The 20516-nt window shown below is 69.8% G+C and carries 17 protein-coding genes; 11 read left to right on the top strand and 6 right to left on the bottom strand.

Annotated elements, in window-relative coordinates; translation table 11 throughout:
* Window positions 1–39: 39 nt before the first annotated feature.
* Genes D7Y04_RS00290 through D7Y04_RS00280 form a run of 3 tightly spaced genes read left to right on the top strand, consistent with a single transcriptional unit; the run spans window position 40 to window position 2979 of the window.
* Window positions 40–2121: a HEAT repeat domain-containing protein gene (locus D7Y04_RS00290; RefSeq protein WP_121757965.1), complete on the top strand. Its 2082-nt coding sequence runs from the start codon at window positions 40–42 to the stop codon at window positions 2119–2121.
* Window positions 2122–2138: 17 nt separating this feature from the next.
* Window positions 2139–2705, top strand: coding sequence for a hypothetical protein (locus D7Y04_RS00285; protein ID WP_158627434.1), 567 nt, complete (start codon window positions 2139–2141; stop codon window positions 2703–2705).
* Window positions 2695–2979 carry a hypothetical protein gene (locus D7Y04_RS00280; RefSeq protein ID WP_120594318.1) on the top strand — a complete coding sequence of 95 codons (285 nt, stop codon included), beginning with the start codon at window positions 2695–2697 and terminating at the stop codon, window positions 2977–2979. Before D7Y04_RS00285 ends, D7Y04_RS00280 begins: the two co-directional genes overlap by 11 nt.
* 58 nt (window positions 2980–3037) lie before the next feature.
* Here D7Y04_RS00280 and D7Y04_RS46680 read toward each other — a convergent pair whose 3' ends face one another.
* Both D7Y04_RS46680 and D7Y04_RS00270 read right to left on the bottom strand, forming a co-directional pair.
* A complete protein-coding gene (locus tag D7Y04_RS46680) occupies window positions 3038–3286 on the bottom strand; it encodes a hypothetical protein (protein WP_366934479.1) in 249 nt (82 codons plus the stop codon).
* Window positions 3287–3504: 218 nt separating this feature from the next.
* Window positions 3505–4203, bottom strand: coding sequence for a hypothetical protein (locus D7Y04_RS00270; protein ID WP_233601195.1), 699 nt, complete (start codon window positions 4201–4203; stop codon window positions 3505–3507).
* A 665-nt stretch (window positions 4204–4868) separates the two neighbouring features.
* Here D7Y04_RS00270 and D7Y04_RS00265 point away from each other — a divergent pair.
* The 6 genes from D7Y04_RS00265 to D7Y04_RS00240 all read left to right on the top strand — a co-directional run bounded on the left by D7Y04_RS00265 (window position 4869) and on the right by D7Y04_RS00240 (window position 14298).
* Window positions 4869–6179 (top strand): TolC family protein, encoded by a 1311-nt coding sequence (locus D7Y04_RS00265; RefSeq protein WP_120594320.1) that lies wholly within the window; start codon window positions 4869–4871, stop codon window positions 6177–6179.
* Window positions 6167–7375 (top strand): efflux RND transporter periplasmic adaptor subunit, encoded by a 1209-nt coding sequence (locus tag D7Y04_RS00260; RefSeq protein WP_121757962.1) that lies wholly within the window; start codon window positions 6167–6169, stop codon window positions 7373–7375. The genes D7Y04_RS00265 and D7Y04_RS00260 overlap by 13 nt, the downstream gene beginning before the upstream one ends.
* A gap of 9 nt (window positions 7376–7384) precedes the next feature.
* Complete coding sequence (locus D7Y04_RS00255) at window positions 7385–10582, top strand: efflux RND transporter permease subunit (protein ID WP_121757961.1); 3198 nt, start codon at window positions 7385–7387, stop codon at window positions 10580–10582.
* Between the two features lie 89 nt (window positions 10583–10671).
* Window positions 10672–12528, top strand: a complete 1857-nt coding sequence (locus tag D7Y04_RS00250; RefSeq protein ID WP_120594323.1) for a cyclic nucleotide-binding and patatin-like phospholipase domain-containing protein — start codon at window positions 10672–10674, stop codon at window positions 12526–12528.
* A 64-nt stretch (window positions 12529–12592) separates the two neighbouring features.
* Entirely contained in the window at window positions 12593–13561 is a 969-nt protein-coding gene (locus D7Y04_RS00245; RefSeq protein ID WP_120594324.1) for a 3-oxoacyl-ACP synthase III family protein, read from the top strand.
* A complete protein-coding gene (locus D7Y04_RS00240; protein WP_121757960.1) occupies window positions 13558–14298 on the top strand; it encodes a lysophospholipid acyltransferase family protein in 741 nt (246 codons plus the stop codon). Before D7Y04_RS00245 ends, D7Y04_RS00240 begins: the two co-directional genes overlap by 4 nt.
* Before the next feature lie 3 nt (window positions 14299–14301).
* On the opposite strand, the gene D7Y04_RS00235 is transcribed toward D7Y04_RS00240, so the two are convergent.
* From D7Y04_RS00235 to D7Y04_RS00225, 3 genes are all read right to left on the bottom strand, one after another.
* Window positions 14302–14817 (bottom strand): hypothetical protein, encoded by a 516-nt coding sequence (locus D7Y04_RS00235; RefSeq protein ID WP_120594326.1) that lies wholly within the window; start codon window positions 14815–14817, stop codon window positions 14302–14304.
* The gene (locus tag D7Y04_RS00230) at window positions 14814–15962 is read right to left on the bottom strand and encodes an ImmA/IrrE family metallo-endopeptidase (RefSeq protein WP_120594327.1); all 1149 of its coding nucleotides are present in this window, start codon (window positions 15960–15962) and stop codon (window positions 14814–14816) included. Before D7Y04_RS00230 ends, D7Y04_RS00235 begins: the two co-directional genes overlap by 4 nt.
* A gap of 61 nt (window positions 15963–16023) precedes the next feature.
* Complete coding sequence (locus D7Y04_RS00225; protein ID WP_121759217.1) at window positions 16024–16566, bottom strand: DUF2378 family protein; 543 nt, start codon at window positions 16564–16566, stop codon at window positions 16024–16026.
* Between the two features lie 220 nt (window positions 16567–16786).
* On the opposite strand from D7Y04_RS00225, the gene D7Y04_RS00220 reads away from it, so the two are divergent.
* Window positions 16787–19051 (top strand): hypothetical protein, encoded by a 2265-nt coding sequence (locus tag D7Y04_RS00220; RefSeq protein ID WP_121757959.1) that lies wholly within the window; start codon window positions 16787–16789, stop codon window positions 19049–19051.
* Between the two features lie 12 nt (window positions 19052–19063).
* Here D7Y04_RS00220 and D7Y04_RS00215 read toward each other — a convergent pair whose 3' ends face one another.
* Window positions 19064–19732: a DUF2378 family protein gene (locus D7Y04_RS00215; protein ID WP_233601194.1), complete on the bottom strand. Its 669-nt coding sequence runs from the start codon at window positions 19730–19732 to the stop codon at window positions 19064–19066.
* A gap of 42 nt (window positions 19733–19774) precedes the next feature.
* On the opposite strand from D7Y04_RS00215, the gene D7Y04_RS00210 reads away from it, so the two are divergent.
* Entirely contained in the window at window positions 19775–20509 is a 735-nt protein-coding gene (locus D7Y04_RS00210; protein WP_121757958.1) for a 3-keto-5-aminohexanoate cleavage protein, read from the top strand.
* The last annotated feature ends 7 nt before the right edge of the window (window positions 20510–20516 follow it).

The following is a 20516-nucleotide window of genomic DNA, read 5'->3' as shown; positions in this document are numbered from 1 at the left end:
GCGGAGCGCCGCTTGTGCGGCCCGGCGCTTGGGAGGAGCATGGGCGGCACCTTCCGGATGCGCTCCTCTCGCCCTGTCCTTGTCGCCCTCGCGGTGGTGGTCCTCGCGGCGGGCCTGTTCTTCTTCCTGCGCTCTTCGTCCGCGCCCACGCCCTCCGTGTCCCCACCGGTGACACAGGCGCCGACTCCGGCTCCGGAGACCCCGCTGGACGCGGGCAGTGTGGCCGCGCCCGTGCCGGTGAAGACGGTGGAGGCGCCGCCCGCGAAGCCGAATCACTTCGTGGGCTCGCAGGTGTGCGCGGACTGCCACGAGGAGCAGCACACGGGCTGGAAGCACGACTGGCACGCTCGGGCGCTGTCTCCGGCGACGAAGCCGTACGTGGTGGGCACGTTCACGGCGGGCACGCACTTCAAGGGCGAGTCCAGCGAGGCGTGGATGCGCCGCGACGGGAGCCAGTACCTGATGCGCACCAAGGGCGCGGACGGGAACCTGGGCGAGTGGCCGGTGCAGTGGGTGGTGGGCGGCAAGCGGATGCAGGACCCCATCACGCTGTTGCCGGACGGCCGCTGGCAGGTGATGCCGGTGTACTTCCACGTCACGGGCAAGAGCGAGTGGGTGGACTACTCGGAGAAGAAGCAGGGGGCGCTGTCGCCGGACCACCCGTTCTTCTGGACGAACTTCCGCCGCAGCGCGCAGCACGCCTGCCTGGACTGCCACGTGACGGGGCTGGACGCGCGCTATGACCGGGCGAGCCACCAGTGGGAGACGAAGTTCGCGGACGCGGGCGTCGCGTGCGAGTCCTGCCACGGGCCCGGCGGGCAGCACGCGGAGTCGCAGGCGCCGGCGGACATCATCCAGCCGGCGAAGCTGTCGAAGGAGGAGGGCTTCGCGGTGTGCGCGCAGTGCCACGGGCCGCGCCGCACGCTGTTCCCCATGCTGGACGCGAAGCACCACTTCCTGCCCGGCCAGCGCTACGACGCGAGCTATCAGCCCATGGTGCTGCTGGTGGGCAACGACCGCTCCGGGGACTTCTTCGCGGACGGGCGGCCCAGCACCTCCAGCTTCGAGTACCAGGCGCTCATCCAGTCCCAGTGCCACCTGAAGGGCGGGGCCACCTGCCTGACGTGCCACACGGCGCCGCACGACGCGAACGCGCCCAACGAGGTGCGCAAGCAGAAGCCGGTGGCGGCGCGCACATCGGTGAACGCGTCAACGTGCCAGGGCTGTCATCAGGAGGTGGTGGCGCAGGGAGAGCAGCACACGCACCACAAGGCAGCAGCGGCGCAGGACTGCCTGGCGTGTCACATGCCGCCGGTGGTGTCGGGCGTGTTGGACCACTTCGCGGACCACGCGCTGGACGTGCCGGCGCCCCAGAACACGGCGCGCCACGACATCCCCAACGCGTGCAACACCTGCCATGAGAAGAAGACGCCGGACGCGATGCAGGACGCCCTGGTGAAGTGGTGGCCGAAGGCGGAGGCGCGGCAGCAGCGGCGGCTGCGGCTGGCGGACGCGTTCGACGAGAAGACGGCGGCACAGAGCCGTGGGGCGCTGGAGGCGGTGCTGGCGGACACGGCGGAGGCGGGCACGCTGCGAGGCGCGGCGGCGAAGTTCCTGGCGCGCCGGTTCAAGCACGACGCGGTGCCGGCGCTGCGAGCGGCGTTGAAGGGGACGACGGACAGCACGTTGCGCTCGGACATCATCGACGGGCTGGGCGCGGCGAACGCGCGCGAGGCGACGGACGACCTGGCGTCGCTGCTCAAGGACGGCTCGCTGTGGGTGCGGCAGGGCGCGGCGTTGACGCTGGCGGCGTTCGGAGACGCGAGGGGAATGCCGGCGTTGCAGGCGCTGGCGACGGAGCCGGAGACCCGCGGCCTGGTGCAGCCGCACGTGATGCTGGGGCAGTTGGCCATGCGCCGCAGGGACGTGGCCACGGCGACGCGTGAGTTCGAACAGGCACTGGACCTGCAGCCCTACAACGCGGACGTGCTGGTGCGGCTGGCGGACCTCTACGTGGTGCAGGGCAACCCGGCGAAGGGCCGTGAGCGGCTGGAGGAAGCGCTTCGGTTCGATCCGCAGAACAAGTCCGCGAAGCAGCGGCTGGGCATGTTGCCGCAGTGAGGATGCGCAGCATGAATGTGGCGTGGCGCGCGTTTCCGGCGGCGTTGCTCCTGGCGGGCTGCCTGCGGTCCACGCCCACGCGTGATGCGTGGACGAATGACACGTCCATCGAGTTCCCACGGTTCTTCGAGCAGCCTGCCGTGGAAGCGAGCGCGGAGAGAGGCGCGGTCGAACTGAGCGGCACCGTCCTGTATGCGCTCGACGTCGCCGCCGCCGATTTCCTGGGCCCACAAGATGCCAACACGCCCTGCGTCGACCGGCGCGAGTCACACCGGTACAGGGTCATGCAGCGGCAAGGCATCCTCTTCGTCCGGATCGATGAGGATCCCCGGGCCTGTGGACTGACTGTTCCCGCGCTGCATTCGGGCGCGCAGTACGCGGTCGGGAGCGATGGCCGGATCCTCCGCCGCCTTCGGGATGGCGAGCCGGATGAATCGATGGCGCCCACGGATGCAGGGCCCGGCATCCTGGTTCCCACTTCGGAGGTCGGCCGGTCCTTCGATCCACCCGATGGCTCCGTGCCCCTGCCGTTCATCCAGACGCCCGGCCTGGATGCGGGAACCGGAGAACGTCATGGCCCATGACCTGCACCAACTCCTGGAAGAGGTCACGGACGAGGCGTCCTTCCTGCGCTTCATCCAGGCGATGAGCGAGGACTTCGAGGAGGACCGCGCGGAGGCTGCCCGTCGGCCTCCTGCTCCGCACGCACCGAGCCCCCTCGGCTGGGAGAACGGCACCATCGGGGCGTTCCTCGAACGAGGCGCCTCCTGGGGCGAGGACACCCAGGACCGAGACCGCTCGCCCAATCCCTGGCACCGGTGCGCGAGCATCCTGTTCGCGGGCAAGTTCTACGAGTGACAGAGGCCCTCCTGGCCTGACTGTCATCCCTTGCAGCGGCACCCGTACCTGGACCGCCTCAGTGCTGCACGGCGAGGATGCGTCGTCCCTTCACGTCCACGGCATAGGTCGCTCCCATGTCCATGATGGCTCCCTGCTTCTCGCAGAGCTGAGGCTTGAGCGTGATCTGCACGAAGGTCACGCCCTCCGGGCCAGGTGCCGCGCTGACGTCGTAGGACTCGCGCTGATAGAGACAGCGCTCCTCCTCTGTGGCCCCTTCGTGGGGCTTCAGGTCCAGAGGCCGGAAATCATCCAGAGCCAGTTGCATGGCTGTCACCATGCCGCCCGCCAGCGTCTGCGCATCTTCGGGCAGGTCCAGTGGGAACTGGACGCGGGCCGCCTCTTCCAATGGAGCATGCGGAGGGCGCGACGAGCGCGCGAAGAGCGCACACGCGGGGAGCAGGCACAGGGCCAGGAGCCATCCTGATTTCGGGAGACCCTTACGTCCACCGGATGCTGGTCTTAGGAGGTGCATGAGCGTGGGTGTCACTCCGTAACGGCGGTCATCAGACCTGTGGCTTTGTGCTCTGGCTTGACGATACCGATGAGCGCCCAGCTTTTCCCGCGCCGTTCATAGACTTCTCCGGGTCTGGCTTCACCGATATACGGGACCAGCTTCATCACCCGGCAGGCCGTGTCGAACTGGAGCCGGATGGAGTAACGCTGACGCGCCTCGGCCCGGTCCGGCCTGGACATGCGCGAGTTGGCCCAGGGGTGGCTGTGGTAGTCCGCCTGGATTTTCACCGCGCCTCGTGAGTCCCGAACAAAGTTCGGCTGCTTACAGCTCTTCTGTTGCTCAGGAGTCGCTTTCAGAAGAGGTCCAAGCGGAGATGGCATGCTCGCCGAGTAGGCACCGTCTCCCACGGAGTAGAGGACGCCGCAGTATTCCTGTCCATACTCACGCCCCTGGGCACGCGGCAGCTCCATGACAGCCGGGCAGAGCTGATCAATGACCGCATCGATGTCGGCGGAGGGTTGGATGGCAGCCCAGGGGCCTCGCACCCATACGGCACCATTCACGAGTCCGTAGTCGCGATCCTCGACCAGAACGGGGCTGGCTCCCACGCAGGACACGAACCAGAGCCCTGTCGCAGCAGCCCACAGGACCAATCTCCCGCAAAATGGCATTAAACCAGAATACCACATAATCAAACGCTCACTCCACTGGATCGTGCCACGGTCCATGCTCCGGCCGCCGTGACCGCAGTGGTGTGCTGAACGCCCGCCCTCCCTTGAAGACAGACGCCCGCTCGGCGCTCGCGACGCACGTTGGCTCTTCACTTGCCCCAGCCAGCGTCAGGACGCGCCATGTCTCCACGAGCCCCTCCACCTTGACTGCCCTTGCGTCCGTAAGGGCAATCCCAGACCTCCCGCTCATGGCCCGAGGTCTGTTCATCGATTGCTGAGCACTTCCTCGCCCTGCTGTGTTGTCCACTGGAGCGCCGGGGGGCGCGAACCGTGGCCGGGGGCTGGCTTCGCCCCTACCTGGGGAGCATCCCTTTATGAACGCGCTCGTGTTCGCAGCCCTGCTGGTTCCCACCGGAATCCCCGGTGAGGCGCCAGCACAGCACGGCTCCGGACCCCTCCGTCCCGTCCTCGCGCAATACACCGCGCCACCGCAGCGCGCTCCACCCGCGCCCCCGCCGCCCACGCCTTCCGTCGCGACACCGAACACCCAGGCGCCGAACGCCCCGGTCCTGAATCTTCCCGAGCAGCCTCCGGCCGCGCCGAGTGCCCCGGCTCCGAACACACCCGCGCGGACACCGGCCGCGCCAAACGCACGGACTCCCGCGCGGCAGCCCGACCGGACCCGCACGCCCGCGTCCCAGAACCCGGACGACGTCCCCGAAGTGCCACCGCCGTTCCAGGCGAACGTGTCGGATCCGTTGCTCACGCCCGCGCCCGCCGCGCCCCTCCAACTCCAGTCCTGGAACGAAGCGCTCACGCTCCTGCGCCAGCGCTCCCCTGACCTCCAGGCAGCGCTGGGCCAGATTGAAGTCGCCGCGGGTACGTGGCGCATCGCGCTCGCCAACCTGCTGCCCTCCGTCTCCGGCAACCTGATCGCCCAATACAACGTCCTCAACCCGGGCATCGTCGCCTTCGGCGGCGGCACGGGCGGCGCGGTGACGGGCGGCGGGGGCTTCACGCCCACGGAGTTGCTGGGCGTGGGCACCCTCACCGCCAACGTGCCCGTGGTGGACCTGGCCAGCCTCTACGCCCTGGGCAGCGCCAAGGAGTCGCGGCGCACCGCCAACCTGTCGCTCGCGGAGACGCGCCGGCAGCTCACCCGCGGCCTCGCGCAGGCGCTCGTCTCCGTGTCCTCCACGGAGCGCCTGGCGGAGGTCAACCGCGTCAACCTGCGCACCTCGCTGGAGCGGCTGGCCCTGGCGCAGCGCCGCTTCGAGCTGGGCGCGGGCACCCGACTGGACGTCGTCCGCGTAGAGCAGGACGCGCAAATCGCCCGCCGCAACGTCGTCACCGGCGACGAGGACCTGCGCAAGGCGCGCGAGTCCCTGGGCCTGGCCCTGGGCACCCCGTCCGCCGTGGGCCTCAAGCCGGGCCTGGAGCTGACCACGCTGCTCCAAGGCGCGAAGGCCACCTGCCGCACGCTGGAGGAGCTGGAGAACCGCCCGGACATCGCCGCCGCCCGCTCGCGCCAGGTGGTGGCCGAGCGCGCCATCGGCGAGGTGTATCGCCAGTACGCGCCCACCCTGGACCTCACCAGCAGCACCACCGCGCTCACCGTCAACCCGGGCTTCGCGGAGGTGCCCATCTGGAACGTCGGCGCCAGCCTGGTGCTGCCCTTCTGGGATGGCGGCGCGCGCGAGGGCCGCCTGCGCCAGGCCCGCGGCCAGTTGGAACAGGCCCGCGCGGAGGTCACCGGCCGCGAGCGCAACATCGTCATCGAAGTGACTCAGGCGAAGCGCGCCGTGCAGGTGACCCAGGAGACGCGCGACCTGGCGGACCGCCAGCGGAAACTCGCGGAAGAGAATGACCGGCTCACCCGCCGCAGCTTCGAGGTGGGCACCGGAACGAGCCTCGAGCTGGTGGACGCGGCCGGGGCCCTGCGGCAGGCCGAACTGGAGCTCGTCATCCGCGACTTCCAGTACCGCCAGGCCGTGGTGGATGCATTCCTGTCGGAGGCGGCATGCGATTGGTGAGGGGCGGTTGGGGCGCGTGGGGACTCGTGCTCGCGCTGACGGCGGGCGGGTGCAGCGGCGGCAAGGACCCCGGTCAGGCCGCGCCCGGAGGCGGCCCCCAGGCGGGCAGCCAGAGCCAGGGCGGCGGCAAGCCCACGCCCGTCCAGGTGATGGCGGTGAAGCCCGGCCCGGTGCGCGACACCCGCGAATACGTGGGCACCCTCATCTCGCGCAGCAGCATCACCGTCGTCCCGCAGGTCGCCGGCTACATCCAGAAGATCCCCGTTCGCCAGGGCCAGACGGTGAAGGCGGGCCAGGTGCTGCTCGTCGTGGATCCACGTCAGGAGCAGGCCTCCTTGCGCGCCACCCAGGCCCAGAAGGCCTCCGCCGTCGCCAACCGCGAGTTCGCGCGCAGGACGCGTGAGCGCAGCGCGCAGCTCCTCAAGGAAGGACTCGTCAGCCGCCAGGACTACGACCAGGCCGTGGCCCAGGCGGCGCAATCCGAGGCCCAGGCCCAGGCGGCGGAAGCGCAAATCCAGAATCAGCAGGTGCAACTGGGCTTCTTCAACGTGAGCGCCCCCTTCGACGGCGTCGTGGGCGACATCCCGGTGAAGCTGGGCGACTACGTGACGCCGCAGACGGCGCTCACCATCCTGGACCAGAGCCGCGCGCTGGAGCTGTCCGTGCAGGTGCCGGTGGACCAGGCCGCGCGGGTGAAGGTGGGCGAGACGCCACTGGAGGTGCTCAACGAGGATGGCGAGCCCATCGTCCGCGCCCCCGCCTTCTTCGTCGCCACCACACCCAATCCCAACACGCAGCTGGTGGAGGTGCAGGCCGCCTTCGAGAACACCGTGGGCCTGAGGGCCGGACAGCTGGTGCGCGCGCAGCTCGTCTACGACGTGCGCGACGCCTTGAAGATGCCCACCACCGCCGTGACACGTCAGGGCAGCCAGTCCTTCGCCATGGTGGTGGGGGAAGGCGACGCCGGCACCGTGGTGAAGCGCCAGCCCGTGACGCTGGGGCTGGTGGAGGGCAACGACTACGAGGTGCTCAAGGGCCTGGACGCGGGCACCCAGGTCATCATCAGCGGAGTGCAGCAGCTGCGGGACGGCATGCCCATCCAGCCGAAGCCCGCGCAGCAGTCGCAGGGCCAGACAGAAGGCATGCCCCTGCCCCCTGCCCAGGGCATGGGCGGCGGCTCGGACGCGGGTCAGTAGGGGGCTGCCATGTTCACCGACTTCTTCATCAAGCGCCCCGTCTTCTCCAGCGTGCTGTCCATCCTCATCACGCTGGTGGGCGCCATCTCCATTCCCAGCCTCCCCATCGAGCAGTACCCGGAGCTGGCGCTGCCGCAGGTTCAAATCACCGCCACGTACACCGGCGCGTCCGCGGAGACGGTGGAGAGCGCCGTCACCACCGTGCTGGAGCGCCAGCTCAACGGCATGGAGGGCATGCGTTACATGTCCTCCACCAGCACCAACGACGGCCAGTCCACCATCACCGCCACGTTCGACCCGTCGCGCGACGTGGACCTGGCCGCGGTGGACGTGCAGAACCGCGTGGCCACCGCCACACCCCAGCTGCCCGCGCAGGTGAACGCGCTGGGCGTCACCGTGCGCAAGGCGCAGACGCAGCTGCTGGTCTCCTTCGGCGTCTATGACAAGGAGAAGCGCTACGACACGGAGTTCATCAGCAACTACGCGGACGTCTTCATCCGCGACGCGCTGTTGCGTGTGAAGGGCGTGGGCGACGTGCGCATCTTCGGCGAGCGACGCTTCGCCATGCGCCTGTGGCTGGACCCCACGGAGCTGGCCCGCCGCGGCCTCACCGCGCAGGACGTGGTGAACGCGCTTCAAGAACAGAACGTCCAGGTGGGCGCGGGCAAGGTGGGCCAGGCCCCGTCCTCCAAGGAGCAGGCGTACCAGCTGTCCCTCCAGGTGAAGGGCCAGCTCACATCGGCGGACGAGTTCGGCGCCATTGTCATCCAGCGCGGCGCTGACGGCGCCCTGGTGCGCATCCGCGACGTGGGCAACGCGCAGCTGGGCGCGGAGAGTTATCAGCAGCTGTTGCGCTTCAACGGCCAGGACGCGGTGGGCCTGGGCATCACGCAGTTGCCCGGCTCCAACGCGCTGGAGGTGCGCGAGGGCGTGGAGGCGGAGCTCAAGCGGCTGTCCACCAACTTCCCGCCGGGCCTCACCTATCAGGTGGCGTTCGACACCACGGCCGCGGTGAGCGCCTCCATCGAGGAGGTGCTCCAAGCGCTGGGTGAAGCCATCCTCCTGGTCATCCTGGTCATCTTCATCTTCCTGCACGGCTGGCGCAGCGTGCTGGTGGCGGTGACGACGCTGCCGGTGTCACTGGTCGGCACGTTCATGTTCGTCAACGCGTTCGGCTTCTCGCTCAACACGCTGACCCTCTTCGGCCTCACGCTGGCCACGGGCCTGGTGGTGGATGACGCCATCGTGGTCATCGAGAACGTGGAGCGCGTCATCGAGCACGAGAAGGTGGACGCGAAGGAGGCCACCCACCGGGGCATGCAGCAGGTGGCCGGCGTGGTGGTGGCCACCGCGCTGGTGCTGTCCGCGGTGTTCATCCCGGTGTCCTTCTTCCCCGGCACCACCGGCGCCATCTACCGCCAGTTCGCGCTCACCATCGCGTTCTCCATCAGCCTCTCCGCGCTCGTGGCGCTCACCCTGTCCCCCGCGCTGTGCGCGCGCCTCCTGCGCCCCAACGAGGGCCAGAAGTTCATCCTGGCGCGCAAGTTCGACGAGGGACTGGACGCGCTCCGGCGCGGCTACGGGAAGCTGCTGGGCGTGATGCTGGGCAAGGCACGGTGGCTCGTGGTGGGCATCTTCGCGGTGTTCCTGGTGGCCACGGGCCTGCTCTACCGAGCCACGCCCACGGGCTTCATCCCGGACGAGGACCAGGGCTACGTCATCATCGCGGTGCAGGGCCCGGAGGGCACGTCGCTGGAGTACACGCGCAACGTCCTCATCCAGGTGGAGGGCATCATCAAGCAGCAGGAGGAGGTGACGCAGATCTTCACCGTGGGCGGCTTCTCGCTGTTGGGCACGGGCGCCAACTACGGCTCGCTCTTCATCAACCTGAAGCCCTGGGATGAGCGCAAGACGAAGGAGTCCAGCGTCGCGGGCCTGATCGAGCGCCTGCGCGGTCCGCTGGGCCAGGTGGGCGGCGCGCGCGTGCTGCCCCTGCAACCGCCCGCCATCCGAGGCGTGGGCAGCGTGGGCGGCTTCGAGTTCGTGCTGGAGGACCAGCAGGGAGGCCGCACGCTGGAGGAGCTGGCGCAGGCCACCCAGGCCCTGGTGGGCAAGGCGGGCCAGGACCCACGGCTGCGCGGCGTGTTCTCCGCGTTCACCGCGGGCTCGCCGCAGCTCAACATCGACGTGGACCGGGAGAAGGCCAAGGCCATGGGCGTGCCCCTGTCCTCGCTGTTCTCCACGCTCCAGGTGTACCTGGGCAGCCAGTACGTGAACGACTTCACCTTCGCCAACCGCGTCTACCGCGTGTTCGTGCAGGCCGCGACGCCCTTCCGCGACAACCCGAAGGACATCGGCAGCTTCTACGTGCGCGCGGACACCGGGGCCATGGTGCCGCTGGAGGCGCTGGTGAAGGTGACGCCCATCACCAGCGCGCAGAACATCACCCACTACAACCTCTTCCGCTCCGCCAACATCAACGGCCAGGGCAGCCCCGGCACATCCACCGGCACGGCCTTGAACGCCATGGAGGAGGTGGCGAAGCAGGCCCTGCCGCCGGGCTTCACCTTCGAGTGGACGGGCCTGTCCCAGGAGCAGAAGAGCGCGGGCAACACCGTGCTCGTCATCTTCGCGTTGGGCATCGTGTTCGTGTTCCTGGTGCTGGCCGCGCAGTACGAAAGCTTCGCCCTGCCCTTCGTCGTCATGCTCGCGGTGCCCGTCGCGATGATGGGCGCACTGCTCCTACAGAACCTGCGCGGGCTGGTGAACGACGTGTTCTGTCAGGTGGGCCTGGTGATGCTGGTGGGCCTCGCGTCGAAGAACGCCATCCTCATCGTGGAGTTTGGCGAGCAGCTGCGCGCGCAGGGCCAGGGCGTGGTGGAGTCCGCCATCAACGCGGCGGAGACGCGCCTGCGTCCCATCCTGATGACGTCCTTCGCGTTCCTCTTCGGCGTGGTGCCGCTGATGCTGGCCAGCGGCGCGGGCGCCTCCGCGCGCAAGTCGCTGGGCACGGCCGTCTTCGGCGGAATGCTCTTCTCCACCTTCGTGAATCTCATCTTCATCCCAGTGCTCTACGCACTGGTGGAAGGCGCGCGCACGAAGGTCCTGAAAAACCGCAAGCACGGCAATTCACCTCGCGGTCCGAGCAACCCGCCGCCGCCGGCCATCCCTCCTGAGGGGGAGCCACCGCGACCCCAGCCGGCGTAACGACGCGTCGCGAAGGACCCGCACAGAGCGGGCAGGCACTCCGGCGCGCTACCCCGCGCCGAAGCGTCCTGGTTATCCTTGGGCGACGCATGCCTTCTCCTCTGACTGTCGATGAGCGGCGTCGGTGGCTGTACACGTTGAAGCAAGCCCCCGTGCTGCGCCACGCGCGTGCGTCCGCCCTGATCCGCTTGCTGGAGCGGGCCCGGCCGGTGGATCCCCAGCCGGGCGAGGGCATCTGCCGCGAGGGCGAGCCGGTGGACGGCATCTACCTCCTCCGCTCGGGCGAGTGGCGGATGACGACGCGAGGGACGGTGCTGCTGCACCTGCGCTCGGGGATGTCACTGGGCGTGGAGGCGCTCGCGCGCGGCACGTGGCCCGTCACGGTGACGGCGGCATCCGCGTCGCATGCCCTCTTCCTTCCTCGCGTGGAGCTGGAGGCGGTGGCGACGGTGCTTCGGCCTGGAAGCCCTGGAGGAAGCGCGGCGGCGCGGCCGGATGTGGTGACGTTCCGCGCGCAGCAGGGGCTGGACCTGCCGCCCGCGATGCGGTCCGTGTTGGTGGAGCTGGTGGCGAAGGTGATGGTCCATGACTTCGGGGACCGGGTGCTGCTCGTGCGCGCGGGGGCGAAGCGCACGAAAGGCGCGGTGCGCGGAGCCGACCGCGTGTTCCGCCGCACGGTGACTCCGGGCGCGCCGCTCCTCGCCGAAGGTGAGGACTTCGACTGCGTGCTGGTGGATGGAGTGCCGGTGCCGGAGGTGCTGACACCGCGCGAGGTTCGGCTGGTGCCGCCGGGTGGAGGGACGGACAGAGTGGGGACGCCGGGAGCGCCGGTGCTGCTCACCGTGCTGCTGTCGCCGTGGCGGTCGCAGGGCAGCACGATGTTGCAGGGGCGCTCGCTGCCGGATGAGGACGGATGGGACGCGGAGGCGCCGCCGCCCGGGTGCCGGCTGCGGCTGGACTGGGAGCGACTGGTGGTGCGGCCCGGGGATTCGCGGCCCCTGGCGGCGTTGGGCCTGGACGCGGGGACGCGGGACGCGCTGTCGCGGTGGGCGCGCGCCATCACCGGCCGGCGCGTGGGGTTGGCGCTCAGTGGCGGCGGCGTGTGGGGCTTCTACCACGCGCACCTGTTGCGGAGGCTGGCGGCGCTGGACGTGCCGGTGGACTTCCTCAGCGGCGCCAGCATGGGCTCGCTGGTGGGCGCGTACTACTGCGGCACCGCGCGCGACGGACGTGAAGGTCTGGACGGTCTGCGCCGGCTCCAGCACCGCGCGCGGAACGGGCACCTGTCCGCCGCGGCACTGTCTTCCGTGGTCACCACGCAGGCCATGGAGTGGCTGGTGCGCGGCGACCTGGGGGACCTGGCGCTGGAGGAATTGCCCATGGGATTCCTGCCGGTGACGACGGACCTGACCACGGGCCGCTGCGTGGTGCTGGAAAAGGGACCGCTGGCGTTGGCGGTGCGCGCGAGCGGATCCGCGCCGGGTGTCTGGGCGCCCACGCTCCAGCCTCCCGCGCGCTACGTGGACGGGGCCTTCACCAGCATGGTGCCGGTGGACGTGCTGCTCCACGCGGGCGCGGACCTGATCTTCTCCAGCAACATCTTCCCCGCGGGCCATCATCACGCGGCACGGCCGCTGCTGCCCGGAGCGGTGGGGCTGTTCCTCTCCGCGCTCAACCCGGTGGCACGAGCGAAGGACCTGCTGGCCAGCGGAGTGCTGCTCCTGCACCGCAGCGGCGACCTGGAGTCCGCGCGAGGGGACCTGCGCTACGACGTGGGCACGCGCGAGCATCCGTTGCTCGGCTCCATGCGCTTCACGCACGTGGACGAGGTGCTGGACGAAGCCGCTCGAGACATGGGCCTGGAGCAGAAGCTGCTGGAGTTCAAGCAGGCCTGGGAGGCGCTGCGAGGGCGTCGGAGCGCGGCCGGAGGCAGGAGGGCCGCGTGATTCCTGTCCGCATCCAGGCGCGGGGGTTCTTGCGCGGGAACCCCGCCAGCGGAAGGAGGGCCGCGTGATTCCTGTCCGCATCCTCGGCACCGCTAGCGTGCTGCCGGGTCCGCCGGTGACGACCGCGGAGGTCTGCGCGCGCGTGGGCCGCGATGCAGCGGAGGTGGAGCGCAAGACGGGCATCCGCACGCGGCACTTCGCTCCGACGGGCATGCGCGCAGCGGACCTGGGCGCTCAGGCCCTGCGAGGCGCACTGGAGGCGGCGGGACTCCCGGCGACAGCGCTCCGGCGAATCCTGTTCGTGTCGTCGATGGGCGGGGACGTCACCACGCCGGCCAACGGCAGCCGGGTGGCGGCGGCGCTGGGGCTGTCCGGGACGTGCGATGCGATGGACGTGAGCAACGCGTGCATGGGTTTCCTGAGCGCGTTCGACCTGGCGGCACGCTCGGTGGCGACGGGGTTGGGGCCGGTGGGTGTGGTGTCCGTGGAGCTGCTGTCGCGCACCACGCGGCCGGAAGACCCACGTCCCTACCTGGTGCTGGGTGACGCTGCGGCAGCGGTGGTGCTGGGCGAGGCCCGGCCCGGCGAAGGCGTACTGGGGGCGGCGTTCGGCAACGACGGCACGCTGCCGCCGGACGTCGTGCTGGAGAACCCGCACATGACGGGCCAGCGCGAAGGCATGCGCTTCCTTACGCCCGCGCGAGACATGACCCGCGTCGCGCTGGGGGCACTGAAGCGCGCGGCGTCGACGGTGCTCCAGGGCGCGGGGCTGACGGTGGCGGATGTGGAGTGGGTGCTCACGCACCAGCCGAACGGGAGCATGCTCGCGGCCATCCTCCAGGCGTTGGAGGTGCCGGAGGAGAAGAGCGTCACGGTGGTGGACACGGTGGGCAGCGTGGGCTCCGCGTCGCTGGGCACGGGGTTGGATCGGCTGTGGCGCACTCGGCCGGTGAAGCCGGGGGACCGGGTGTTGATGGTGGGCGTGGGCGCGGGCGTGGCGCACGGCGCGGTGCTGTACCGGGTGGGTGGGTGACGGTCACGGCGACGGCGGCACGGGCCGCGTGGCTGACGACGTTCCGCCTGCTCCAGCGCTACCACCGCTACGAAGTGGTGAACCTGGAGCCGCTCTTGCGACCCGGAGCGAAGCTGCTGGTGGGCTACCACGGCCGACCCCTGGCGATGGACCTGTGCATGCTGACGGTGACGCTGCACGACCGCCTGGGCTACCTGCCCCATGGCATCGCGCACGGAGCGTTCGACCGCATCCCGGGCATGCGCCAGGTAGCGGACGGGCTGGGCTTCGTTACCGGCGACGGGCCGCTGCTGGAGGAAGCGGTGAAGAAGGGCGAGCACGTCCTGGTGCAGCCAGGAGGCACGCGCGAGGGCTGCCGCGACTTCCGGCACCGCTACCGCGTGGACTGGGGAGAACGGCTGGGCTACCTGCGTCTGGCCATGCGCTACGGGCTGCCCATCGTCCCCATCGCGGGCCACGGCATGGACGACGCCTACGTGGGCCTGAACGACGGCTACGCGTGGGGCAAGCGCGTGGGGATGCCCGGAAGGCTGCCACTGTGGCTGGGCGTGGGCGCCACGGGCCTGTGGCCGCTGTCCCTGTCCTTCCCGGTGAAGATGACCCAATGGGTTGGAGAGCCACTGACAACCCACCTGACCCCGGGATTCGACGCGACGGACCGGGAGTCCCTGCTCACGGTGCACCGCGAGGTGACGGGCGCGGTGCAGGGACTGCTGGACGCGGCGCGACCGTCCTGAGCATCACCACCAGAGCGGGCGGCGCTGCGGCTTGTTGCGGACGCAGTACCACTCCGAAATCTGGTGTGCGGCCTTCAGTGCGAGCCCGTGCTCCCGACGAAGCACGTCCAGGAACCCGTGCAGGGAGAGGACCCGTCCGCGAAGTTCTTCGATGCCCCGATGAAGGGCGCGTCGGTCATGCAGGATCGCCGTCGCGTCGGGATGGTGACAGGCATAGGCAATCACCGAGTGCTCCCCCATCCCCTCTGTCACCGGCGGCAGCTGGAGCTGGACCAGCGTTCGGGCCTCCAGACTCTGAGGCACCAACACGGTGGGCGCACCCGCGATGGCCTTGAGCATCGCTTCCGCCTCCTGGACCAGACGCTCCGGAGCGCCGGCAAGCGAGGCGCCCACGGTCAACTCATCCCAGACCGTGTCGGTGATGACGACGGGCAGGGTCCCCAGCTCCCCCAGCGTGATGGCATGCCCCGCGCGCTGGACGTTCGCCAGCACGTCGGTGTCGACGACGTATCGGCTCATGTAGCGAGCAGGTCCTCGACAGGGCGCCCCAGCAGCTCGCGAGCCCGGCTCGATGAGATCAACTCGTGGGCGTGCGCATCCAGGGCACGACGCTCGATGCCGGTGAAGCGCGTTTCGTCCTCGAAGCCCTCCAGGACGGTTTCGTCCGGGGACATCAAGAGGGCCTCCACGGTCTCCCGCTCCCGGATGTACCGGAGGTTGTAGAGGTGCCAGGCCATGGCGGAGAAGCTGAGGCCGAAGTGGGTGCGAGCCCGGATGACCAGCTCACGGGCTTCCTTCAGGCCGTAGCCCTCCGGCTTCGCGGCCCCCAGGCTCTGCGTCACCGCTTCTTCGGGTGCCAGCAGCATGGCGGCGAACGCATTCGCCCGTTTCTCCGCGGGAGGGTTCTCCATCCAGAAGCGCGACGAGTCCAAGCGCCCCTCGTCCGTCTGGACGTCGCTCTCCGACAGGTCGAGGAGCTGATGCGCCAGTTCATGAGCCAGCACGAAGCGGCGCACCGGCTCACGCGTCAGCTCCGAATGGATGACGATGAGGCGAGCATTGCCAGAGCGGCAGCTGACGCCATGCACGGCGGGATTCGTGAAGGCATGGCGGAGGACGAGGACGTCGAAGTGGCTCTCCATCAGCCGGCCCAGATTGCGCAGCGGGCCCTGACGCTCCGGCAGCAGGGCTCGGACCCTCCGGGCGCACGCATATCCCGCCTGGTGGGCGTTCTTCGCGGGGGGCGGCTCGGGATGGAACTCCTCCGCCAACCGGGGGATCTGCCGAAGCGCTCCAAGCAGGCTGAAGGCCCGTGCCTGCCTGAGCCCATCCAGGAGGAAGTCCCGATCCACATCGGAGAGCGAAGCGCTGACCGCGCCTCCCTTCAGCAGCGCCGCAGGCTCCAAGGGGACCTGCTCGACAGGCGCGGACGTGTGGAAGAAGGCCGTAGGCGCGAGTCCCAGCGCCGAGGCCAGCCGGGTCAGCGCACTGAGCCCCAGCGCCTGCTCGCCCAGCTCGAAGGTCCGGATGAGATGCGCGGACACCCGCGCACGCGCGGCCAGGGCCTCCACCTCCAGCCCGGCTTCCTTCCTCCGCCTGGAGAGCCGGCGGCCCAGCTCCCGCAGGGCATCCGAGGCGTCATCCGTGGGCGGCCCTTGCGTCATGACCTCAGCATCAAGCAGGGCCCCCCAGGTGGCAAGGGCGCCCGCTGGACGCGGCGCGTGACTACCAGCGCACGCGGTAGATGGCGGCGCGGCCCTGGCGGGACTCGACCACGGTTGTGAGCCCCTTCACGCCGGTGGTCAGCATCCCGTGGTGGCAGATGGAGCCGATGAACTCCGGATAGGTCCCGCCCTCGTTCACCTTGACGCGGTAGTCCGTGTCCGACAGCCGCTCCACGTCCACGTGCAGGAAGTTGCTGCCGGAGGCCAGGTTGCGCGACATGCGATCCAGGACGCGCGCCGGGCCCAGCAGCTTCAGCACCGCCTGCAGCGCGCGGCCCATGTTCGTCTCGAAGTAGCCCGCGACGAAGCGCTCGCCCAGCAGCCACTGCGCCTCGTTCATGGACACGTTCGGAAACAGCTCCGTCGCTCCAATCTGCAGGAGCTTCTGCCAGATGGCGTTCGGATACGCGGGCTCCAGCTTCCGGTCCAGGTCCAGCCCGGCGTCCTTCAGCTTCGCGCGCAGCGGACCTTCCAGCCGGCCCTTCAAGGCCAACAGCAGTCCTTCGACCGTATGGCCGAAGACGATCTCCGAGGGGTTCGACACGAGGGGCTCCTCCGCCACGGCTCGGGGGATGACGTGGCTTGGGTGCCCCCTGGTTAGTCCGAACACCGACTCGTGAACAACCCCTACATCCCCGGGGTGATGACGATTTCGCGGGGAGGACAGTCGCACCTCCCCGCCGTCAGAAGCGTCCAGGCAGGCCCCACGTCAATGATTGCTCAGCGGTCCCAGGGACACAGGCAATCCAAGGTGGGGGAGTCTCATGAGCTGGAGCATCCACATTCCCGCGGTGAACACGCTCAAGCTCGCGCTGGGCAACGCCGCTCACGAACAGGCGCTGGGCCACGCGGAGCTGAACGGCAACAAGGCCATCCCCATCCAGGGAGGCCAGGTGTCCCTCACGGGCGCCCTCAAGGTCCCCGTCGAGCTCTTCAACGACCGGAACGACAAGGACGCGTACGGCATCATCGGCGTGCCTCCGAAGCAGTTGGACGGCGCCTCGGTGGAGCCCCTCTTCTCCCCGGACGGGACCGCGTGCTGGCTGAAGTACGCGGCGGAGCTGAGCGCGGAGGCCAACGGCCAGGGGAACTTCCCCTTCGTCGAGTTGAGCGGCGGAGGTTCGCTCCAGGTGAAGGTGGCGGACTACCGGCACCACACCGCGACCCAGATACTGGAGGCCGCGCTGGGTTCGGACGCGAAGTCCCTGCGCCTGCCCTTCGTGCTGGGAGATGTGCAGGCACTCCAACCCGGTGATGCCCTGTCGTTCCAGACGCGCGTGGCCCTGAAGGCCGGAGTGAAGGTCTCCTGGTCCGCCATCAGCACGTCCCTGGTGGGGGCGCTCGCGAAGCGGTTGGCCGGGCAACTGGTGTTCGAGCTGAAGGCGGAGGTGGGCGCGTCCATCGGCGGCACCGTGTCGCTCCAGGACGAGTTCCGCATCGTCTTCTCACGGCCGAAGGACGGACCGTTCCGAGTGTCGGTCCGCAAGGCCACCTCGGACTCCGCGGCGGCCCAGATATCCGCGGGGGTCTCGCTGGGGTACTCGTCGCCGCTGCTCGCCTCCATCCTGGGTGCCGTGGACGCGAAGGTGCAGGACGCACTGAAGGTCGTCGACGGCCTGGAACAGGGCTCGCTCACGCCCGCGCTCCTCCAGGTCGCCGGCGCGCTGCTGAAGCAGCTGGGGTTCCACAAGCCGGTGGAGCCCACGCTCGCGTCGGTGACGGCCGCGTACGAGGAGCTGAAGGACTTCGTCGAGAGCGTGGTCAGCGGAACACTCAAGGCCGGCTTCGAATACGAGTACGCGCGCAGCACCGAGGACTCGACGCTCCTGGAGCTGGAGGTGCCCGTGGAGGAGCTGGCGGGCGCGCACGGCGCGTTCGTCTCCGGCGACCTGGCCTCCATTCAGCACCGGGTGAATGACACCTGGCTGCGGCGCTACTTCCACATGAAGTCCGTGGAGTCCCAGCGCGTCTGGGGCCTGGGCCTGGGCTGGCGCGACGTCAACTTCGCCTCGCAAGAGGACCGGCGGAAGCTCAAGGCCGTCGTCCAGCACGCGTCTCGCGACCACCGGCAGGGCCCGCGCCGCTACGCGTTCCTGGGGGCGCGCAGCTACACGAGCTCGGGCGTGCTGTACGGGAAGACCTCTCGCTGGGGGCTCGACTTCAGCGCCCAGATGCCGCGCTTCAGCCTCACGCCCAGCGCGGACGAGTTCGAATACTCCTTCTTCGCCCAGAGCCAGGTGGAGGACGGCCTGTCGAAGGAGCTCATCCAACGCGCGGTGGACGGGGCCACCGTCTGGGGCGCGGTCCGTCCGGAGGACGCGCCAGCGCTGGTGGATCGCCTCTTCCGCGCGGCGCCCGCCGGCACGAAGACCGAAACGCGGCTGGACCTGCGCGTGGACAACCCCAGCTTCCGGCGGCTGCTGGCGAAGCTGGGCTCCGAACCCGCCTTCGAACGCAACGCCTTTGCACGAGCCCTGGCGCGCGCCATGCCCCGGGCCGGCCAGCCCGTGCGCACCAGCCTCCAGCGCCGGGAAGAGCTCTACACGCCGCTCTGGGACGCGTACCTCAAGGACGGGGCGAAGGACTGGACGCTCGACCGGGCGAAGGCGAGCGTGGCCTGGCACCTGAAGAACCATGCCGGACCGGACGGCTTCGTCGCGTCGCACTGGGAGCAGAGCGGCGGGACGGGCACGTTCTCGGACGTGCTCGTGCAGTCCTCACGCTACGCAGGCGACATCGGGAGCCAGCCGTACGGGAAGGTGTACGTGTTCTGGAGGGACCTGCTCGACAAGCTCATCGCGCTGAACAAGGCCATCCACTCGGAAGCCGTCATCGCGGAGAACGACGCGACCTCCGCCGTGCAGCAGGTGTTCACGTCCCTGGATGACCTGGCCTGCGACGACTTCCGCGTCACCGCGTTCGTCGCGTGGATGGATCAGCTCGCCATCCGGTGGAAGCTGGGGTCGGGCATCCAGCGCCTGCTCCAGGTGCGCGTGGGAGCGCAGGAGTTCGTCATCTCCCACGGCTGAGCGCGGGGGCCGCTACCAGCGCATCCGGTACGTCGCGGAGGGCCCCTCGCGGCCCTCCACCACGGTGGTGAGTCCCTTCACGCCGGTGGTCAGCGTGCCGAAGTGGCACAGGGCCCCGATGAACTCCGGGTGGATGCCGCCTTCGTTCACCCGGAGCTGGTAGTCGGTGGCGGCCAGGCGCTTCACATCCACGTGCAGGTAGTTGTTGCCGGAGGCCATGTTGCGCGTGGTGCGCTCCAGCGTGCGCGCGGGGCCCAGGAACTTCAGCACGCCCTGGAGCGCGCGGCCGATGCGGGTGGCGAAGTAGGCCGTGACGAAGCGCTGGCCCAGGTGCCAGTGCGCCTGCGCGACGGAGTGGTAGGGGAAGAGCACCTGCGCCCCCAGGAGCAACATCTGGTGCCACTGGTCCCGGGGATAGGCGGGCGCCAGCTTCTGGTCCAGGTCCAGCCCCACGGCCTTCAACCGCGTCCGGAGCGGGCCTTCCAGATGCCCCTCCAGGGCCACCAGCAGGCCTTCGACGGTGTGGCCGAATACGACCTTCTCTGGAGTACGCACGATGGGATGCTCCTTCTCCACGGCGCTGGGGATGCGTCCTTCATCGGTAAACGCGGACGGACCCGGGAACAACCCATCCATCCCTTCGTGCAGCGGGCTTTCCACCAGCGGACGGAGCAACTTCACGAAGCCCGTGCGCCATGGGCCATCCGTGGCTTCATCCGGCGCATGTTGCTCAAGGCCTGTCTCAACGGAGCCCGCGCGGCCACCGGACACCCCCGGCTGCCCATCACCCCCGAAGCGCTCGCGAGGGCCGCCGCCGCCTGTCACGCCGCGGGCGCGGGAGCGTTCCACGTGCATCCGCGAGCAGCTCACGGCGGCGAGTCCCTGGACGCGGCGGACATCGGTGTGGCGGTGTCCGCCATCCGCCGCGCCTGTCCGGGCGTGCCCGTGGGCGTCAGCACCGGTGCATGGATGGTCCCGGAACTGACGGCCCGCCACGCGCGTGTCGCCAGTTGGAAGGCGCTGTCCGCGGAGACGCGTCCCGACTTCGCCTCCGTCAACCTGTCCGAGCCCGGCTGGGAGTCCATCGCGGACGCGCTGCTCGACGCGAGCATCGGCGTGGAGGCGGGCGTGTGGTTCCCGGAGGACGTGAGCCGGCTGACCGCGTGGCCCCGTGCTTCGAGGTGCCTGCGCATCCTCGTGGAGACGCAGTCCTCGCAACCGGAAGCCGCGTGTCAGGAGGCACGGACGCTGGTGGACCTGCTGCGCGCCACGAGACTTACGCCTCCCCTGCTCGTGCACGGCTCGGAAGGAGGCGCGTGGGCCGTGCTCGGATGGGCACGGCGCCACGGCTTTGACACGCGCATCGGGCTGGAGGACACGCTCACGCTGCCGGACGGCCAGCGCGCGGAGGACAACGCCGCGCTGGTGGCCGCGGCGCTTCAGCTCCAGGGTGGATGATGCGCGG

The organism is Corallococcus sp. AB038B (genome assembly GCF_003668955.1).
In the GTDB taxonomy this organism is placed as follows: domain Bacteria; phylum Myxococcota; class Myxococcia; order Myxococcales; family Myxococcaceae; genus Corallococcus; species Corallococcus exiguus.
The sequence above is the reverse complement of the archived record's forward strand: the minus strand, read 5'-3'. Positions and strand labels throughout refer to the sequence as shown.